This window comes from Bradyrhizobium sp. USDA 4451 (assembly GCF_054822585.1).
This window is the reverse complement of record NZ_JBTRCH010000001.1, coordinates 7,939,391-7,955,548: the sequence shown is the minus strand read 5'-3', so window position 1 is coordinate 7,955,548 and position 16,158 is coordinate 7,939,391. Positions and strand designations below refer to the sequence as shown.

Genomic DNA, 16,158 nt, shown 5'->3' with positions numbered 1-16,158 from the left:
GGATGATGGAGATCGAGGTGGGCGGCGCACGCATCCGGGTCGAGCCCGGAGTGGTGCTGGCGACGCTTTCGACAGTGCTATCGGCGCTTCGGGGCTCCGTTGATTGCGTTACGGTCTGACCTCAAGGTGGTGCTGGCGGCACAGCCGGTCGACTTTCGCAAGTCGGTGCACACGATTGCCTCTGGTTCTTGGCGATGCACGATCCGTGCTGATGAACGCGGATAATAGAGGTGTCGATCATCTGGACGGCCGCATCGTGAGCAGCGGCGAGTGCATCTATGATTCGGCCCCAGCCACCGGCCCGGCGCCAGCGAACAAAGCGGTTATAGCAGGTAGTGTAAGGGCCAAAATGATCCGGCAAATCGCGCCAAGGTGCCCCGGATCGCAGGACCTAGAAGATGCCATTGAGGACGCGTCGGTCGTTTACCCGAGGAGCTCGACGCGGCTTGTTTGGTCGCATAGACTTGATAGCTGCCCATTCGTAGTCCGTTAGTTCATGGCGCATGATTCGAGGCCCCGGTTTGGGAGCTTGAATGGCGGGCGACGGGCCGAGCACAATGCTTTTGCCATGTCAGGCCGACTTGTCCTCACGGCTGCCCTCAAGTTTATCTCGCAAGGCCGTGATCACGCGATGGACGATCCGTATATCCTTGACCGACAGCCCTTCTGAAAGATCGTTGATCCAGGGAGCCTGCAATTCCATTGCGGCTTCGAAGGCGCGCTGTCCATTATCAGTGAGCACGACGAGCTGCGCCCGTCGGTGATGAGGGTTGACCTCAAAAGATACGAGGCCCTCCCTGTGCAGATCATTGATAATCCGCTGCACGTTTTGACGATTGCCGCCGAGGTCGCGAGCGAGCCAAGCGACCGGTTGGGGACGTTCGGCGGACACAATGGCGCCAAGCACCTGCCAGCGTGCACTTGTTAGGCCAAGCGGGGCGACCAGACGGTCGCCGACCGTCAGAAGTAGGCTGTCGAGCCTGAATAGATCGAGAACAAGGTCGGTCAGGGCGTCACCCTCGGGGGTTCGCTCGGCTCTTTTCATTTGTCACCATTGCTTTATATTGACATCATGACGTCAAGTTGGTATGTAGTCATAATACCGATTAGGCATCATAAATTAAATAGCCATGGAGGCACTCATGTCGCTGCTACGCCCACTCGACCCTTCCTTCCCGATCGACCGCCAGATCGCAATTGAGGCAAATTCTGTCGTCCTGGTGAACCCATTCACTCTCGACAAGGCCGATGAGGCGGCTTTTCTCAAGACCTGGCAGGATGACGCACCGTTCATGAAGCGACAGCCGGGCTTCATTTCCACTCAGCTGCATAGGGCTCTCGGCGACAGCTCGACCTATCTGAACTACGCCGTCTGGGAATCCACCGCACACTTCCGCGCGGCCTTCACCCAACCTGACTTTCTAGCAAAAATCGCCAGTTATCCGGCCTCGGCGATAGCTTCCCCTCATCTGTTCCAGAAAGTTGCCGTGCCCGGCATCTGCGTTGCCTAGCGCTGCTGCTTTTAGGAAGTGAAGATACTCATGATCAAGTTGATCCATCCTGTCGCTGGCGCCTTGGCTATCGCAACGATCGGCACATTTTGGCTATCGACGGTACTCAGTGAGCTGTTCGCGTTCCATGCCACAGTTGCAGCGGTTAAGAGCACCATAGCGTGGGGTTTCTTGTTGCTGATTCCGGCGCTCGCTGTGACCGGTGGCACAGGTGTCATCTTGGCAAAGGGGCGCCGGGCCGGACTGATCGCGGCCAAATTCAAGCGCATGCCATTCGTTACAGGAAACGGCATCCTGATTCTTATTCCGTCTGCGCTCTTCCTTGCGTCCAAAGCTCAGGCGGCAGAATTCGATGCCACGTTCTATGCTGTGCAGGCGATCGAGCTCGTCGCCGGCGCAACAAACATTACACTTCTTGCTCTCAACATGCGGGGCGGTCTCAAAATGAAGGATGGTTGCGCCGCAATCCCGCTTGATCTCCTGAACCGGAACTGCGCGAACAACTAACCTGACGCCAGGTATTGTCGTAACTTTACGAGTACGCGCCCTAGCCCCGCGGCTGGGTTCGCTCAGTCGAACGAGCGGCTATGAATTCGCTGCTGAAGCATGAGGTCTGAATTATGAATGCTACTTTTAACCGTCCGCCCGCGGTCTGCTTTCTGCTTGGACTTCCACGATCGGGGACGACGCTCCTGGCGCATTTGCTTCAGCAACACCCAGAAATTGCGGCTCCGCCTGAACCCTGGTTGATGCTGGCGCTCGAGGCTTTTGGCAGGGTGGACCAAGGCCACCCGGCAGGACCCTCCTTGATTGAGGGCGCAAACTCCGAATTCCTAGCGCGTATCGATCGGACGATTGCCGATCGGGCTTTCGCCGACGCAGCATATGGTCAGTATCTGGCAGCCGCAGGCAAGCGGATCATCATAGACAAAACGCCACGCTATTGGGCAGCGCTTGAATTTCTTGAACGTGTCTATCCGCGAGCGCCACACATCCTTCTGATGCGCAATCCCTATGCCATCGCGGCTTCACTGAAATCCACGTGGGGAATCCCGCTTCGGGCGGAAAGCTCCTATTCGCTCAGCGTGTCCAGTCTCGCCGATCTCGTGCTCCGCGTGCCAGATGTCTTGATATCTGCACTTTCCGATTTGGTTCTAGGCCTTCCCAGATTGGCGGCGCAGCGCACGCGCCCGCACACACAGCTGGTGCGATACGAACTGCTTGTGGCCCATCCGGACGAAGAGGTTCGACGCCTTCTGACTGGACTCGGCTGTGATCCGGCGGCGAACGCATCGGCAGGCTTTGGACAAGTAGACTATCTTCGATCCAGCCGCTTCGGAGATCGAAAAATCCTGGAACGAAACGCGGTCGACCAAAGCTCTGTCGATGCATGGCAATCCCAACTAAGCATTGAAGAGATGCAAACCGTGACCGATCTGGTTGGCACCGAGCTCTTGACAGAACTCGGATATGAGGCGGAACTGCTTCGTGCACAGCAAGCCGGGGTCGTCGATAGAGGCCCTCAGGTCACGGAGCTCTATCGACAGGTATTCCGAACCTGGTGGGATTTGCGAGTTGGCAAGGGGGCATCGTCCGGGCCATCTCAATCTGGTGGGCAAGTCCACATTGCTCGAGAGGTTGCACAGAACTTTCGTTCCGCGTCCGACTCCTCCGTGATGCAGGCGCAAGATCCGTCGTCTGCCGACCTTGAGGAGAATTTGAAGCCGGCCAATTCACCGAGGACACAGTTGCAACAGGCACTGTTGGCGTCAGAAGCTGATCGAGCTGCAAGGCTGGATGCTATTCGAACTCGCGATGCAGCTATCGAGATCTTGCGAGGTCAGGTTGCGCGGCTTGAGCAGATCATCAATGTGGCTTAGGTGATCTGCATGCTTGCGATCAAAACCTGCTGGCTGATTTAGCCTTTAGCCTATAACGAGCTGATCTACGTAATAGGTGTGAGGCTGATGCCACAGCATTGCGACGGAATGCGACAGGTCTCAGGCTGTGTCGGTCTTCTGCCCAACGCGCGCTCGACCTTCTGAATAGCCACGCGCAGCGCCGGGCCCGTCCGCCGCCAACATTGCTCCTCTGGGCCGGCGTCGCAGAGCGGTGAAGAACCGAAATCCAGCATCCAAAGAACTTACATGCTGCCAAAACATCTGCGCCGTCTCGAATCTGAATCGATCGAAATCATGCGTGAGGTAGTTGCCGAGTTCAAGAAGCCCGTCATGCTTTACTCGATCGGAAAAGATTCCAGCGTGCTGCTGCATATTGCGGTTCTGTTCGGCAAAATTGCCTTTTCCCTGCTTCACGTCGATACGACATGGAATTCCGCGAGATGATCAGTTTCCGGGACGCGACGGCCAAACGTCTCGGCCTCGAGCTGATCGTGCATGTCAACAAGCAGGGCATTGCGCGCGGAATCGATCGACTCCGGATTGACGCTTCATACCTAAGTTATGAAGACCGATGCCCTGAAGCAGGCGCTCGAGCTTTACGGATTTGATGCCGCGTTTCGGGGGAGCCCGGCGTGACGAAGAAATGAGCCGCGCCAAAGAACGGATACTCTCCTACCGTTCGGCCGGACACATATGGGATCCCCGCAACCTGCGGCCGGAGCTCTGGAGCCTGTTCAATGCGTGGATCCGCCAAGGTGAAGGCATGCGGGTGTTCGCGATGTCAACCTGGACCGAGCTAGATGGAATTATACCATGCTCGAAAGATACCGGTCGTCCCGCTCTACTTCGCAAAGCAACAGGCGCGGAGGATACGTCAGAAGAGGCTTGATCGGACCAACCGCTGCTGGCAGGGATGACCGATGCGGCTCTCGACGCCACCTGCCGATCCAGCTCAAATGGTGTCTGGATGGTTCGCCCGAAGCTGAAAAGCCCTGGCATTCCTGCCAGGGCTCCGCATGTGTCGGCGCTTTGAGGGGCGCAGTCAGAAATCCATACCGCCCATGCCGGCGCCGGGAGGGATTGCGGGGCCCGCCGCGGCCTTCTTCGGCAGCTCGGCGACCATCGCTTCCGTGGTGATCAGCAGAGCCGCCACCGAGGACGCGTTCTGGACCGCGATGCGCACGACCTTGGTCGGATCGATGATGCCCTTGGTGACGAGATTGCTGTACTCGCCCGTCTGGGCATCGAAGCCGAAAGAATATTGGTCGTTCTCGAGGACTTTGCCGACCACGATCGAGCCGTCTTCGCCAGCGTTGATCGCGATCTGGCGGGCCGGCCAGGACAGCGCCTTGCGCACGATCTCGACGCCGGTCTTCTGGTCGTCGTTCTTGGTGCGCAGGCCCTTGAGCTGCTCGGAAGCACGGAGCAGGGCGACGCCGCCGCCCGGCAGGACACCTTCCTCGACAGCCGCGCGGGTCGCATGCATCGCGTCATCAACGCGATCCTTGCGCTCCTTCACCTCGACTTCGGTCGAGCCGCCGACGCGGATCACCGCGACGCCGCCCGCGAGCTTGGCGAGACGCTCCTGCAGCTTCTCTCGGTCGTAGTCCGAGGTGGTTTCCTCGATCTGCGCCTTGATCTGGGCAACGCGGGCGTCGATGTCGGCCTTCTTGCCGGCGCCGTTGACGATCGTGGTGTTCTCCTTGTCGATCATCACCTTCTTGGCGCGACCGAGCATCTGCAGCGTGACGTTCTCGAGCTTGATGCCGAGGTCTTCCGAGATGGCCTGGCCGCCGGTCAGGACCGCGATGTCCTGCAGCATGGCCTTGCGGCGATCGCCGAAGCCCGGAGCCTTGACGGCCGCGACCTTCAGGCCGCCACGCAGGCGGTTGACGACGAGGGTGGCAAGCGCTTCGCCTTCGACGTCTTCAGCGACGATCACCAGCGGCTTGCCGGTCTGCACCACGGCCTCGAGCAGCGGCAGCAGCTCGTTCAGCGAGGAGAGCTTCTTCTCGTTGATGAGGATGTAGGCGTCGTCCATCTCAACGCGCATCTTGTCGGCGTTGGTGACGAAGTAGGGCGAGATGTAGCCGCGATCGAACTGCATGCCCTCGACGACGTCGAGTTCGGTCTCGAGCGACTTGGCTTCCTCGACCGTGATCACGCCCTCGTTGCCGACCTTCTTCATGGCATCGGCGAGGAACTTGCCGATCTCGGCATCGCCGTTGGCCGAAATGGTGCCGACCTGGGCGATTTCCTCGTTCGAGGTGACCTTCTTCGAGTTCTTCTGGAGGTCGGCCACGACGGCTTCGACCGCGAGGTCGATACCGCGCTTCAGATCCATCGGGTTCATGCCGGCAGCGACCGACTTGGCGCCTTCGCGCACGATTGCGGCCGCAAGCACGGTCGCCGTGGTGGTGCCGTCGCCGGCCGCGTCAGCAGCCTTGGAGGCGACTTCGCGCACCATCTGGGCGCCCATGTTCTCGAACTTCTCCTCCAGCTCGACCTCCTTGGCGACGGCGACGCCGTCCTTGGTGATGCGGGGAGCGCCGAACGACTTCTCGAGCACCACGTTGCGGCCCTTCGGACCGAGCGTGACCTGTACCGCGTTGGCGAGGATGTCCACACCACGCAGCATGCGGTCGCGCGCGTCTACTCCGAATTTGACTTCTTTGGCTGTCATAAACAATTCCTTCGGTTATTCTCTCATCCTTCGGCGCGCCGACACAGGCGCCCGTCGGGGTGAGATGTGCGAGTAGCCGGGTCAGGCGGCCTTCTTCTTGGAAAACACATCGGTGAGCACGCCCATGATGTCGCTTTCTTTCATGATCAGCAGGTCTTCGCCGTCGATCTTGACCTCGGTACCGGACCACTTGCCGAACAGGACACGATCGCCGACCTGGAGGTCGATCGGAATCAGCTTGCCGGTCTCGTCGCGGCCGCCCGGGCCAACGGCGATGACTTCGCCTTGCGAGGGCTTTTCCTTGGCTGTGTCGGGAATGATGATACCGCCAGCGGTCTTCTCTTCAGCGTCGATGCGCCTAACCACGACGCGGTCGTGAAGCGGACGGAAATTCATACGGACCTCCTGAGCGTTTGAACGAGTTGGCGCTTCGCCACATTGCAACAGTATCGGTGATAGCAAGAGCCAGGCCAACGATGAGGAGCGCCTCTTGCCTGCGGTTCTGCTGAATCGTGCGCCTGGACTGCGCGTGTCCTAGGTCGGAAGCAGACGTCATCATGTCTAGAGACAGCCAAGCTGTTGCGAAAATGACATTGCGTTTCGTCAACACAACCATATTCCCCCTATACCCCTATCTCGCGGTCTCTGGATGCACCCAGCGGGTCCGGCGAAGTGAAGGGTAGCGGAACGTAGCGTGACCCGCGGTCGACGGCCCGAATTGCCGTAGCCTTCCGGAACCGAGCCGATTCGTCGGGAGCGCCCGACCACCTGGGAGGCCGCGTGCCCCGCCGGAGTGGCCGTGATCGATGCTCCTTAAGGAGTTCGCGCCGCAGCAATGCTGTTTTCTCCGAGCGCCATCGGCGAACGTTGCGGTGAGTTCTGCCCATCATTCAGTGGCGGTCAGCGTGGCCTGGGGCGCGCTCTCAGAATCGCCGGCGTGATCGCGCTCCTTCAGGCCAAACAGCCTAAAAGTCGTGAGCCGAAGGATCGAGAGTGCGCGAATCCGGAACGCCGACTATCAGATGGAGGAAGACATTGGCTGGGCTGCAACTGCGATAGACGGTGATTGGTCATCGTTGCACGGGAGCGGTCACTCTGTCCTCGACCGCTCCATCGAGAGCCGCCGACGGGTAATGCGCCGGCAACGACGATGTTTGGAGGAAGACGATCCTTAGTCTCGAGGGCGAGGGACCGCACACCGGCATGGCTATCCGCTTCTCCTGCGCGTTGTCCGATTTAGGTCCTTCCGGACAGCTCTGTCGCCCCAGGACAATTGCTGCGGCTTTCGCCGCGACGGACTGCCGTTTGGTATCAGCGTCCAGATGGCCTTGGATAAAGGGGGACGGGCATATGAATTATATACGTTGATATACATTGTGCGGGGTCGTCAGGCATGTGATTGCGGCTTCGAGCACACATCTCAACTATTGGGGAAAGACCGGTGTCTTCTGTGGAAATACATCAGCACATTGTTTCCCTTCTTCAGAAGTCGGATCCGGTCATCCTGGATATCGGATGCAACGACGGAACCGACACGCAATACTTTCTCAACCTGTGCCCGCAAGCGCAGCTCTACTGCTTCGAGCCTGACCCCAGAGCGATCGCGCGCTTCAGGAAGAAGCTGGGCCCATCTCTCGACAAGGTGAAGTTGCTTGAAATCGCGATCAGCGATCGAAACGGGATGATCGAATTCCATCCAAGCAATGCAGATGGTGATGCGAAGGAATGGGACCTTTCCGGCTCGATACGCCGCCCGAAAAATCATTTGACTGAGTATGATTGGGTTCGCTTTGATCGTCCCGTCCCGGTTCAAACGCGGCGGCTTGACGATTGGTGCAACGAAGCCGGGCTGAACAGGGTCGATTTCATCTGGATGGATGTCCAGGGGGCCGAAGCCGACGTCATCGCCGGCGGCATGCAGACCGTCAGCAACACGCGCTTCATCTACACGGAATACAGCGACCGCGAGCTGTACGAAGGGCAGCTGTCTCTCCAGGCCATTCTTGACCTGTTACCATCGTTCGAAGTGGCGGCGCATTATCCGCGCGACGTGGAAGGCGATGTATTGCTTAAAAATACGCGCTTCTAGCGGCTACTTGAATACGGCGCTCATTCGTAGCTGGAAGACTGATTTGCGCAGTTTATGCCGCCCAAAGCTGCACAATCAATGATCAATAGGCGAACAAATGTAGCGGTCGGACAGGCTTGCAGGCGTCCTTTTTGTTCGCGGCTGTTATTGCAGATCCCGCCGATGGCGGCCACGTCGAGGCTTTGGTGAGAGTGTGACAATCACCGGCTTAGCGAGCCGGCACGATCGGCGAGTTTGCGGTCAATCGCCCGAGCCGTTTCAGATGCTTGAACCAGGACTACCAGCCGGCGCTCCAAGCGTTTAAGCGTCTGAACGGCTGCTGTATGTTCTGGGCCTCTTGGAAGCTCGTGCACTCGTTCGAACAAATGCCAAAGCAATTGCATGAGTTCGCGTAGCTCCTTGAGTTGGTCGGATTTCGTCACGCACTTGGCGCCGCTATTGTTATTTCATGCCGTGAGTTGGTGCTCGCGCCATCCCTGGCGTCTTCCTTGTTCGAACGGTCTGCATCTGCGGACAACTTGGTCGTAGCAGGCTTCATTGAAGCTCCCCTTATCCATGCGAGCATAACTGCAGCAGCCGATCATCCCGTAGGCCTCCTCGGCCATTCTCGGACGAATTAATCTCACGGCCAAGGCTTGGCAAGGACTGTGCCATCGCCAAGCTCAGTGCAAAAAAGGCAAGTGAGGATGCTGTGCGCCTTTTGGTCAGTTCGAAAGTTGCGGCAGTGGACGAGCGCGACTGATGAAATGAGCGTGCGCCGCCACTTCAGCGAGATAGTGATCTATCGCGGTTCGCGCGAGGGCGGTGCCGGGGTGACGGAAGTGCACATAGATTCCGTCCTGCCAGCGACTGATCCAAAGGTATGTCTCGCAAGCATCAGAACTACGACTGATCATAAATCGTGTCCGCCACTGCGGCCACAGGTCTGACCCGGGCACAGTGCGATTGTCCATATAAGAGACCATGAAACGGTCGCGCAGCGCGGTGCCGAGCAGCTCCATCGCTTTTGGAAATGGCACCTGAGCGGTTTTCCTGGCTCGCTTGAGCTCGAGCCGCGCGGCGCGCAGGAGCTCCGGCAACGTGCCAGCCAGGCGGAAACGCACCGGGCCCATCCCGACATACCATCCTACCGAGCGCATCGAGCGCAGATCGTACCGCGTGTGAAAGGGGGCAACGGCGAGGAATTCTTGTTGGTCTGCCAGTGTCTTTCCGGCGAGCGCCAGACAGGCGAATAATCCCGTCGTCGCGTTTCCGCCCTGGGACCCTGCAGCCGCGATCGAACTCAGATGCCTGTGCCGCATCGAGCAGCCACATTCGTCCTGTGCGTTGTAAGGTCCCCTCCGGCGCACCGAGTGGTAGCGGAAAATCCGGCAATTGACCGCCGTTTGCGGCGATCAGTTCGCGCCAGTGAGCGATAGCAGGATGATCATCGGTCAAATCGTCCAGTCGCTCTCGTTCGGATTCAGCGTGGTCCAGATAGCTGCTCACCGGTGCCAGCCCGGCCGCCACTCCCAGGATTGCGGCTGTGTATAGCTCGCGGATTTCGTATGGCACCGAAGCGATAGAGTAGGCATCGCTGACGGAGTGGTCGCAGGCCAAGAGGAGGCTTGTCGATGTCGGCCGGGTGATCGTCACGAAGACATATGCCGGCCAGGACATCGGCTTGGTCTCTGCGTCGAACAGCTCTTCCAGTAATTGAGCTATTTCATCGGGATCGGCGCAGTCACCCACCACGGTTTTTTCGAGCGCTGCCGCGCCTGGATCAATCGTGGCACGACGAATTGCCGATCCATCCTTGACCAACCGGCTGCGTAGCGCCTCGTGCCGGTCGACCCAGCCAAGGATCGATTTGGTCAGCGCAGCGCCGTTGAACTCGCCCGGCAAGTCGAAGGCGGTGCCGAGCCAGCCGGGTCGGCCATCGTGCGCAAAGCGAAGATGGTCTTCCTGAACATGGGACGGACGGCGCGGGTCGGGCCGCCAGCTGACCGGGTCGGGAACGCTGATCCGCCACACCATCAGCCGCCCCGGCTGCCGATCAGTATCGCAAAATTCCTTGATGTCCATGAAGGGCCGTCGCGACGGTTACAGGTGCAAGCTGCGCATGCGGCGCAGCGGCGAGCGCCAGATCCAGAGTATCGAGGCAGTGCCTAGCACACTGCTCGCCAGCAACATGATGCGCAGGCCCGTTGCAGCGGCGGCCGCGCCGCCGACCAGTGCGCCCAATGAGCCCAGTCCCCACACGACGCAGCGGATGCTCGCATTGACCCGGCCTTGCAGGTGCTGCGGGACCAACCCATATCGAATTGGAACCTGCTGCACGTGGTAGAGACCCTGGCCGATCCACAAAATGAATTGGGAGAGCGCCACGCATGCCACTGCTGCCCACCAGGGCCCGGTGAGCAGGGCCGCAAGGCTCATGCCTGCCGCGCTCACCGCCAAACCGGTCATTAATACGGGACCAAGCCCAATTGTCCGGCCCGCCCATGGTGAGCCTGCCGCGCCCACCACACCACCAAGCGCGCCGATGCCGAGCACCATGCCGACGATCCGGCTGTCGAATTCGAGATTCCTGGTCAGATGCAGCAGAAAAGCCGCAGAATACGCGTTGTGCCAAAAGATGAATGTGCCGGTGGCCAGGGTAACGGCCCTTAAAACTGGATTGCCGAACACGCTCGCCAACCCTTCTGCCATTTGGACGAGCACAGTGCTCGAGGGGGCCGCTGAGCATGAGGCGGCACGCATCGGCACCAGCGAGAGCAACGCGGCGGCAAGCAGAAAGGAGACGCAGTCGGCCAGGATTGCGGTTGGAGCGGAAAACGCGTTGATGAGCCAGCCGGCCAGAAACGGACCTGCGGCCATCGCGGTCGCCTGGCTGAACTCCAATGAGCTCTGCGCCCGAACCAGCTGAGACCGGTCGAGGACTGCGGGTATGCACGCCAGATAAGCCACGTCGGCGATCACCGCGGCTACCCCAACCAGCACGGTTGTCACGTACAGCTGAACCATTCCCAGATGTCCAAGGCTGGCGCACAACGGAATGGTGGCGAGCGTTACCGCCATCACCACATTGGCGGTCAGAAGGATTCGTCGGTGCGGGAGACGGTCGACGATGACCCCGGCGAACAGGCTCACGAAAAGGCACGGTGCCCGACCGCAGGCCAGCAAGAGCCCCGCCTGCGCCGGTCCGGCATCCAGCAGGGTAATTGCAGTGAGCGGCAGCGCCAGCACGGTTACGTTGGAGCCCAGCAAGGAAATGGTCTGGCCGACGAGCAGCGCAAGGTAGCTGCTCGGCAGCCTGTGGGGCGCAGCAGATCGGTGCCGGCGACTCAAGCGTCGCCAGACGGGGTTGAGGTGGACAGATAGCCTAGTCGGGCCAGTTCACTTCCGGCGATCTCCTCAAACTCCAGAATCTGAGCTGGCGTCAAATCCTGGACATGGCGACCGATCCGCCCCTGATGCAGCGGCTTTCCCGCAGCCTCGGCTGCCGGATGGTCGTGCGGTTGTTCGAACAACGCGTGTTCGTATTCAGCGTGACGCAGCACGGCCTCGTCCCAAGGCAAGCCGAGGTGATCCAAAATCGCCGCCAGAGTACTGCGGGGACTGCTGACAAGGTCCTCGTAACGCACCTCGAGGTAACGGCCAGGCGGCGCGATTCCGTGCGGCCGGGATACCACTTCAGCCCAGCCCTGGGCGGCATCGGCAATTGTTCGGTACCCCCAATCAGGAACTGTCCTCAGATGAGAGGCGGCAACGTCGCGGCCGTCCCGCACGATATGCACGAAATGTGCACGCGGCCACAGGCGGGCGAAGTCGTCGATCCGGGTGATCTTCCGCTGCAGTTTCAATCCCCAGCGTTGGGCTCCGCTGCGCGTGCGGCGCAACTCGCCGATCTCGTTGATGAGGTGGCATCGGTCGGCGAACGAAACAATGTCATTGCCGGTGACGACCATGACCTTGCCGACAAGTTCGCGCACGTCATCGAAGTCGAGACCGAAGCGGCGGCACTGCACCAAAAAATGCATCCCGTCGTACCAGAACGGATCAATCGTGTTCTTGCGTGCGCCCATGAGCCGTGAATCGGCCGCAAGCAGATCGATGGCACCAAGAATGTGCGGCCCGAGATTGGGCGGTTCGAGGAAGTCGATCTCTGGCCCGGCTACCAGATCCAGATGTGAGTCGAGCACGATACTCAGCAGGGTGGTGCCCGACCGGTTGTCACCTCCGAGAAGCACCGGCGATGTGGAAAATGGATCCGGTTGCGACATGGCCTTGTTCTCTGTTCGACATGCGTGCTTGTCAGTGGACGGGCGCATTGAACCAGCGCCGAACCGCTCCCGGGGTGGCAACGAAATGATCTCTGGCGAACCTTACTGCGGCTGCGACTGGATCCGGGTCGCAAGCCGGGCTCTCCGTGCGGGACAGCGCCGCCGCAAGGGCATCGCCAGCTGCTTCGACGGCGGCCTGCACATCGGTGTCGGATACCGCCGCCGAAGGCATGAAACGCCCGCCATACTGCATCAGAAAGCCCCGACCCCACATTTCCTGGAAGAAGGCATGGCCAAGCTCGGCATCAGCAAATACGACGTCGAACATGGTGGGCCAGGCAAACGCCCATGCCGCGACCTGTTGTCTTGTGAAGACGCCGTTGAGCCCCTTGATCAATTGCTCGCCGACCTCGCGCATCCGGGCCAGGGCGCTCCCGTCGCGCAGGGCGTGCAGCGTGCTTAATGCGGCGGCGAATGGGGTTACTTCGCGCTGGTAAGTATTTCCCATGTATGTCTTTTCGGCCGCGGCCAGTACGTCCGCACGACCCGCGACTGCCGACAGCGCCATTCCGTTCGCCAGTCCTTTGCTCAGTGTAATCAGATCGGGCGTGAGGCCGATCGCCATGTGGTACCCGCCAAGGGCGTAGCGGAATCCGGTCATCACCTCGTCAAGGATCAGCAGGGCGCCGTGCCGATGCACCAGCCTCTGCAGTTCCTGATGGTATTCAGGCGGGAAGAAGTTGACCTCCGGGGTGACGATCACCGCGGCGACGCGCTGGACACTTGCCAGTTCGTCGAGCAAGTCGAGGTTGTAGCGGAAGTCCACGCTGTCCCGGTCCCGATTGGGCAACCCCATCTCCGGTCGGTCCTGCAACTGCCAGTCATGCCAGCCGTGATATCCGCTGGTCAGTACATGGTTGAGGCCCGTGAACGCGCGGGCAAGGCGCACGGCTGCGGTGGTAGCGCAAGATCCGGTGCGGAAAAACATTGAGCGTTCCGCGACGGGGAAGATCTCCGCCAGCCGTTCGGCCAATTCGACCCGGTGCACTGACAGCGGTCCGGGCAGAATCCCTCCGGTACGGCGCATCTCAGCGGCTGCGTGCGCCACGACCGGCTCGTATCCGGCCCCGAGCGGCGCGGCACCGCTACAGGAAGTGAAATCGATGTATTGCTTTCCATTAATGTCCCATGCATGCGCGCCTGACGCGCGCGTCATCACCACCGGAAAACGCCTGTTGAGATCCCACTTCCGCGAGGCGGTGACGCGCAGGGCGCGTCGCAGTGCCGATCCATGCCCGTCGGTCGCGGTCACGGTGGCAGTAGGCGTGCTGATCGACAAAACCCGTCTCCGTTGCGCTCGCTACGTCAGCTGCGTGACTATTCTTCGAGCGATCCGCAGCGCGTTCGCCTGAATGGTGAAGGTCGGGTTGACGCCCCCGGCATAGGGGAAGAAGCCGCCATCCGCGACATAGAGATTGTCGATGTCATGCACGCGGCCCCAATGGTCAACCACCGACTGTGTCGGATCGATTCCGGCCCGACAGCCGCCATGCAGGTGGCCGCTGCCGAACTGATAATTGGAATCTTGATAATCGACTTGTTTTACCCCAGCCTCGACCAGCAAGTTCGACGCATGTCGCGACAAGTAGCCTAGTCGGCGCTTGTCGAGGGGATGGGTCCGGTAATCGAGAATGATCTTGGGCAAACCTAGCCCGTCCCGGCTGGTGGCCAGCCGGACCGCATTGTCGCGCATGGGTTGATCGGCTGCCAAAAAATGCAGCCGTAGCCTTATCTCTCCGTCGGAATCCGTGCGTTCAGGCGGACTTGCTTCGTAGATCATTCCGCCGAGCCCCGAAGGCGCCTCGTCGTCCAGGTAGTGATCGGACACCGCGACAGTGGAGAAGGGGCGGCCGGGCTGGGGCGTGATCGGCGAATTCAACGTGGTCCTACCGGACACGTAGCCGCTGATCTTAAACGAGATACCACTGCCTACCATGCCAGATGCGTTGCCGATTCCGTTGGGCGCTGCGGGCTGCGCCGACCGTAGGAGCAGGGCGGCAGACTGCACTGCGTTGCCCGCGAGTACCACGCAGCGGGCGCGAACCCGAGCGCGTTGTCGGTTGAGCGTGTCCACCCATTCCACCGAATCGGCTCGACTGACGTTGCCGAGATCGATGCGGACGGCCTTGCTGCCGAGCGCAATCGTCAGCGCGTCCGGCGGCAGGGCGATCCCTGTGAACGGCGAGCGTGCATCGGCCCTTGCGCCGCTTGGGCACAGATGTTCGTTGCATGGTCCCTCGCAGCGACAGGCTGGCCGGCCACGATATGGGATCGAGTTGATTGCCAATGGAGTGGGGAACGGGAGCCGGCCCAGGCGTGCCCCGGCATCAGCAATCAACTGGCCCTGCACACTGTACCGGTGCGGTGGCAGAACGGGGGGATCGCTCGGCGGCTCGAGCGGGTCGGCTCCGGCTACGCGCGCCACTCCAACGCGCCGTTCCAGCTCATCATAGAATGGGCGTAGGTCCGTGTAGTCGATCGGCCAGCTCGGGTCGAGCGCGTCCCCGGCCACATGCGCTCGTGCGTCAAAATCGATGGCGCGACAGCGGAAGGCTATTCCGGCATATAAGGTCATTCCGCCGCCGAGCGCGCAGACGGTCCACGGACGCCCGAACGGCGTCAACGTTCCTGCCGCAGTCTGCACCAGGGCGCTATCCATGTCTTTTTGGACGCTCGCCAGCGAAGCGCCGGGAGGAAGTGTTCGCCCCTCCTCGAGAAGGAGTACTCGCAATCCGCGTTGCGCGATCTCGTGAGCGACCGTCAAGCCGCTGGCGCCGCTCCCGATTACGCATACATCAACAATATCGGCCGTCATTATCCCATCTTCTGGCAACAAATATCGCCGATGCGCTATCGCGCCGTATTCATTAGAGAGGAGGTGCCATCGAGCTAAGTCTCATCGCGAGCGTTGGACGCGCGGCTGATCCATGCGATCGCTCCGGATTATCCGGTTTGGCTTCGCTTGTCTGCCAAGGATCATCGCCGTGAGATCTTACAATATGACGTCGCGTGCGATTCAAGCCCTTCGAGGCGGCAAATGCATGAGCAAGCGACTTTTCCGGAATGCTATCTTTGATAGATCTAAGAGCTCTCAAAGAAAATCCACCCACATGTGCTCCCGATGCGCGCACCAGACATATATTTTCGTGATCGAGAAGGCGCTCGCAAGTTCAGCTTCGCGACGCCATGTGGAAGCTTTTAAGGCCGCAGTCGCTGCAATGTGTCGATCGGTCGCCACTCTCGTATATCATCGTCCGAATTGTACGCGGTTTGATCGCGAGATACTCAGCCCGTCTGATGGACCCACCGGCAATTCAAATTCGTTCTCAACTCTCCGCAATCAACAGACGCCGGCTAGAACGCCTCAAAACACGCCCTTCATGGGCGGCAAAAAAAGGCCCGGCCTCATCGATGGCCGGGCGGAGTCAGTCTGGGGGAGCGAGGCTGCTAAGCATCGCGCCAGCGTCCGTCGACAGAGGGAGGGCTGCCGACGGTTATTTGCGGCAAAGATTTCACCGCAAATTCAAATTGCGAATGATCATGTCGGGCAGATCTGGTGTCGAGTGTTCCTCCTTTGCGTCATCGCATAGATGATGGTCGCAACAGTGGAGTTGGCCTCTGCTGCACACATATCGACCGCATCAGCGTC

Annotated in this window: 12 protein-coding genes and 2 pseudogenes; 5 read left to right on the top strand and 9 right to left on the bottom strand. The window is 60.1% G+C overall.

From position 1 onward, the window contains the following. Positions 1-172: 172 nt before the first annotated feature. Both ACVMB0_RS37185 and ACVMB0_RS37180 read right to left on the bottom strand, forming a co-directional pair. Positions 173-505: pseudogene (locus tag ACVMB0_RS37185) on the bottom strand (IS5 family transposase); the annotation flags it as partial. 66 nt (positions 506-571) lie between these two features. Continuing rightward, positions 572-1,045 carry a MarR family winged helix-turn-helix transcriptional regulator gene (locus ACVMB0_RS37180; protein ID WP_461349406.1) on the bottom strand — a complete coding sequence of 158 codons (474 nt, stop codon included), beginning with the start codon at positions 1,043-1,045 and terminating at the stop codon, positions 572-574. Positions 1,046-1,142: 97 nt separating this feature from the next. Here ACVMB0_RS37180 and ACVMB0_RS37175 point away from each other — a divergent pair, with 97 nt between their 5' ends. From ACVMB0_RS37175 to cysD, 4 genes and pseudogenes are all read left to right on the top strand, one after another. Further along, positions 1,143-1,511, top strand: coding sequence for an antibiotic biosynthesis monooxygenase family protein (locus tag ACVMB0_RS37175; protein ID WP_461349405.1), 369 nt, complete (start codon positions 1,143-1,145; stop codon positions 1,509-1,511). Between the two features lie 30 nt (positions 1,512-1,541). Beyond that, positions 1,542-2,018, top strand: a complete 477-nt coding sequence (locus ACVMB0_RS37170; protein ID WP_461349404.1) for a hypothetical protein — start codon at positions 1,542-1,544, stop codon at positions 2,016-2,018. Positions 2,019-2,131: 113 nt separating this feature from the next. Further along, positions 2,132-3,391, top strand: coding sequence for a nodulation protein NoeE (gene noeE, locus ACVMB0_RS37165; RefSeq protein WP_461349403.1), 1,260 nt, complete (start codon positions 2,132-2,134; stop codon positions 3,389-3,391). Between the two features lie 267 nt (positions 3,392-3,658). Then, positions 3,659-4,272: pseudogene (gene cysD / locus ACVMB0_RS37160) on the top strand (sulfate adenylyltransferase subunit CysD); the annotation flags it as partial. 182 nt (positions 4,273-4,454) lie between these two features. Here the strand turns inward: cysD and groL are convergent. After that, the gene (gene groL / locus ACVMB0_RS37155; RefSeq protein WP_076829308.1) at positions 4,455-6,095 is read right to left on the bottom strand and encodes a chaperonin GroEL; all 1,641 of its coding nucleotides are present in this window, start codon (positions 6,093-6,095) and stop codon (positions 4,455-4,457) included. Between the two features lie 81 nt (positions 6,096-6,176). Then, positions 6,177-6,491 (bottom strand): co-chaperone GroES, encoded by a 315-nt coding sequence (locus tag ACVMB0_RS37150; RefSeq protein ID WP_076829306.1) that lies wholly within the window; start codon positions 6,489-6,491, stop codon positions 6,177-6,179. Between the two features lie 1,045 nt (positions 6,492-7,536). On the opposite strand from ACVMB0_RS37150, the gene ACVMB0_RS37145 reads away from it, so the two are divergent. Further along, positions 7,537-8,184, top strand: a complete 648-nt coding sequence (locus tag ACVMB0_RS37145; protein WP_461349402.1) for an FkbM family methyltransferase — start codon at positions 7,537-7,539, stop codon at positions 8,182-8,184. An 882-nt stretch (positions 8,185-9,066) separates the two neighbouring features. On the opposite strand, the gene ACVMB0_RS37140 is transcribed toward ACVMB0_RS37145, so the two are convergent. The 5 genes from ACVMB0_RS37140 to ACVMB0_RS37120 are packed head-to-tail and all read right to left on the bottom strand — an operon-like array spanning position 9,067 to position 15,324. Continuing rightward, positions 9,067-10,248 (bottom strand): condensation domain-containing protein, encoded by a 1,182-nt coding sequence (locus tag ACVMB0_RS37140; protein WP_461349401.1) that lies wholly within the window; start codon positions 10,246-10,248, stop codon positions 9,067-9,069. 18 nt (positions 10,249-10,266) lie between these two features. Continuing rightward, positions 10,267-11,514: an MFS transporter gene (locus ACVMB0_RS37135; RefSeq protein ID WP_461349400.1), complete on the bottom strand. Its 1,248-nt coding sequence runs from the start codon at positions 11,512-11,514 to the stop codon at positions 10,267-10,269. After that, entirely contained in the window at positions 11,511-12,449 is a 939-nt protein-coding gene (locus tag ACVMB0_RS37130) for a sulfotransferase family protein (protein WP_456852488.1), read from the bottom strand. Before ACVMB0_RS37130 ends, ACVMB0_RS37135 begins: the two co-directional genes overlap by 4 nt. Positions 12,450-12,480: 31 nt before the next feature. After that, on the bottom strand, positions 12,481-13,788 hold the full coding sequence (locus ACVMB0_RS37125) for an aminotransferase class III-fold pyridoxal phosphate-dependent enzyme (protein WP_461349399.1): 1,308 nt from the start codon (positions 13,786-13,788) through the stop codon (positions 12,481-12,483). A gap of 21 nt (positions 13,789-13,809) precedes the next feature. After that, complete coding sequence (locus ACVMB0_RS37120; protein ID WP_461349398.1) at positions 13,810-15,324, bottom strand: FAD-dependent oxidoreductase; 1,515 nt, start codon at positions 15,322-15,324, stop codon at positions 13,810-13,812. Between the last annotated feature and the right edge of the window lie 834 nt (positions 15,325-16,158).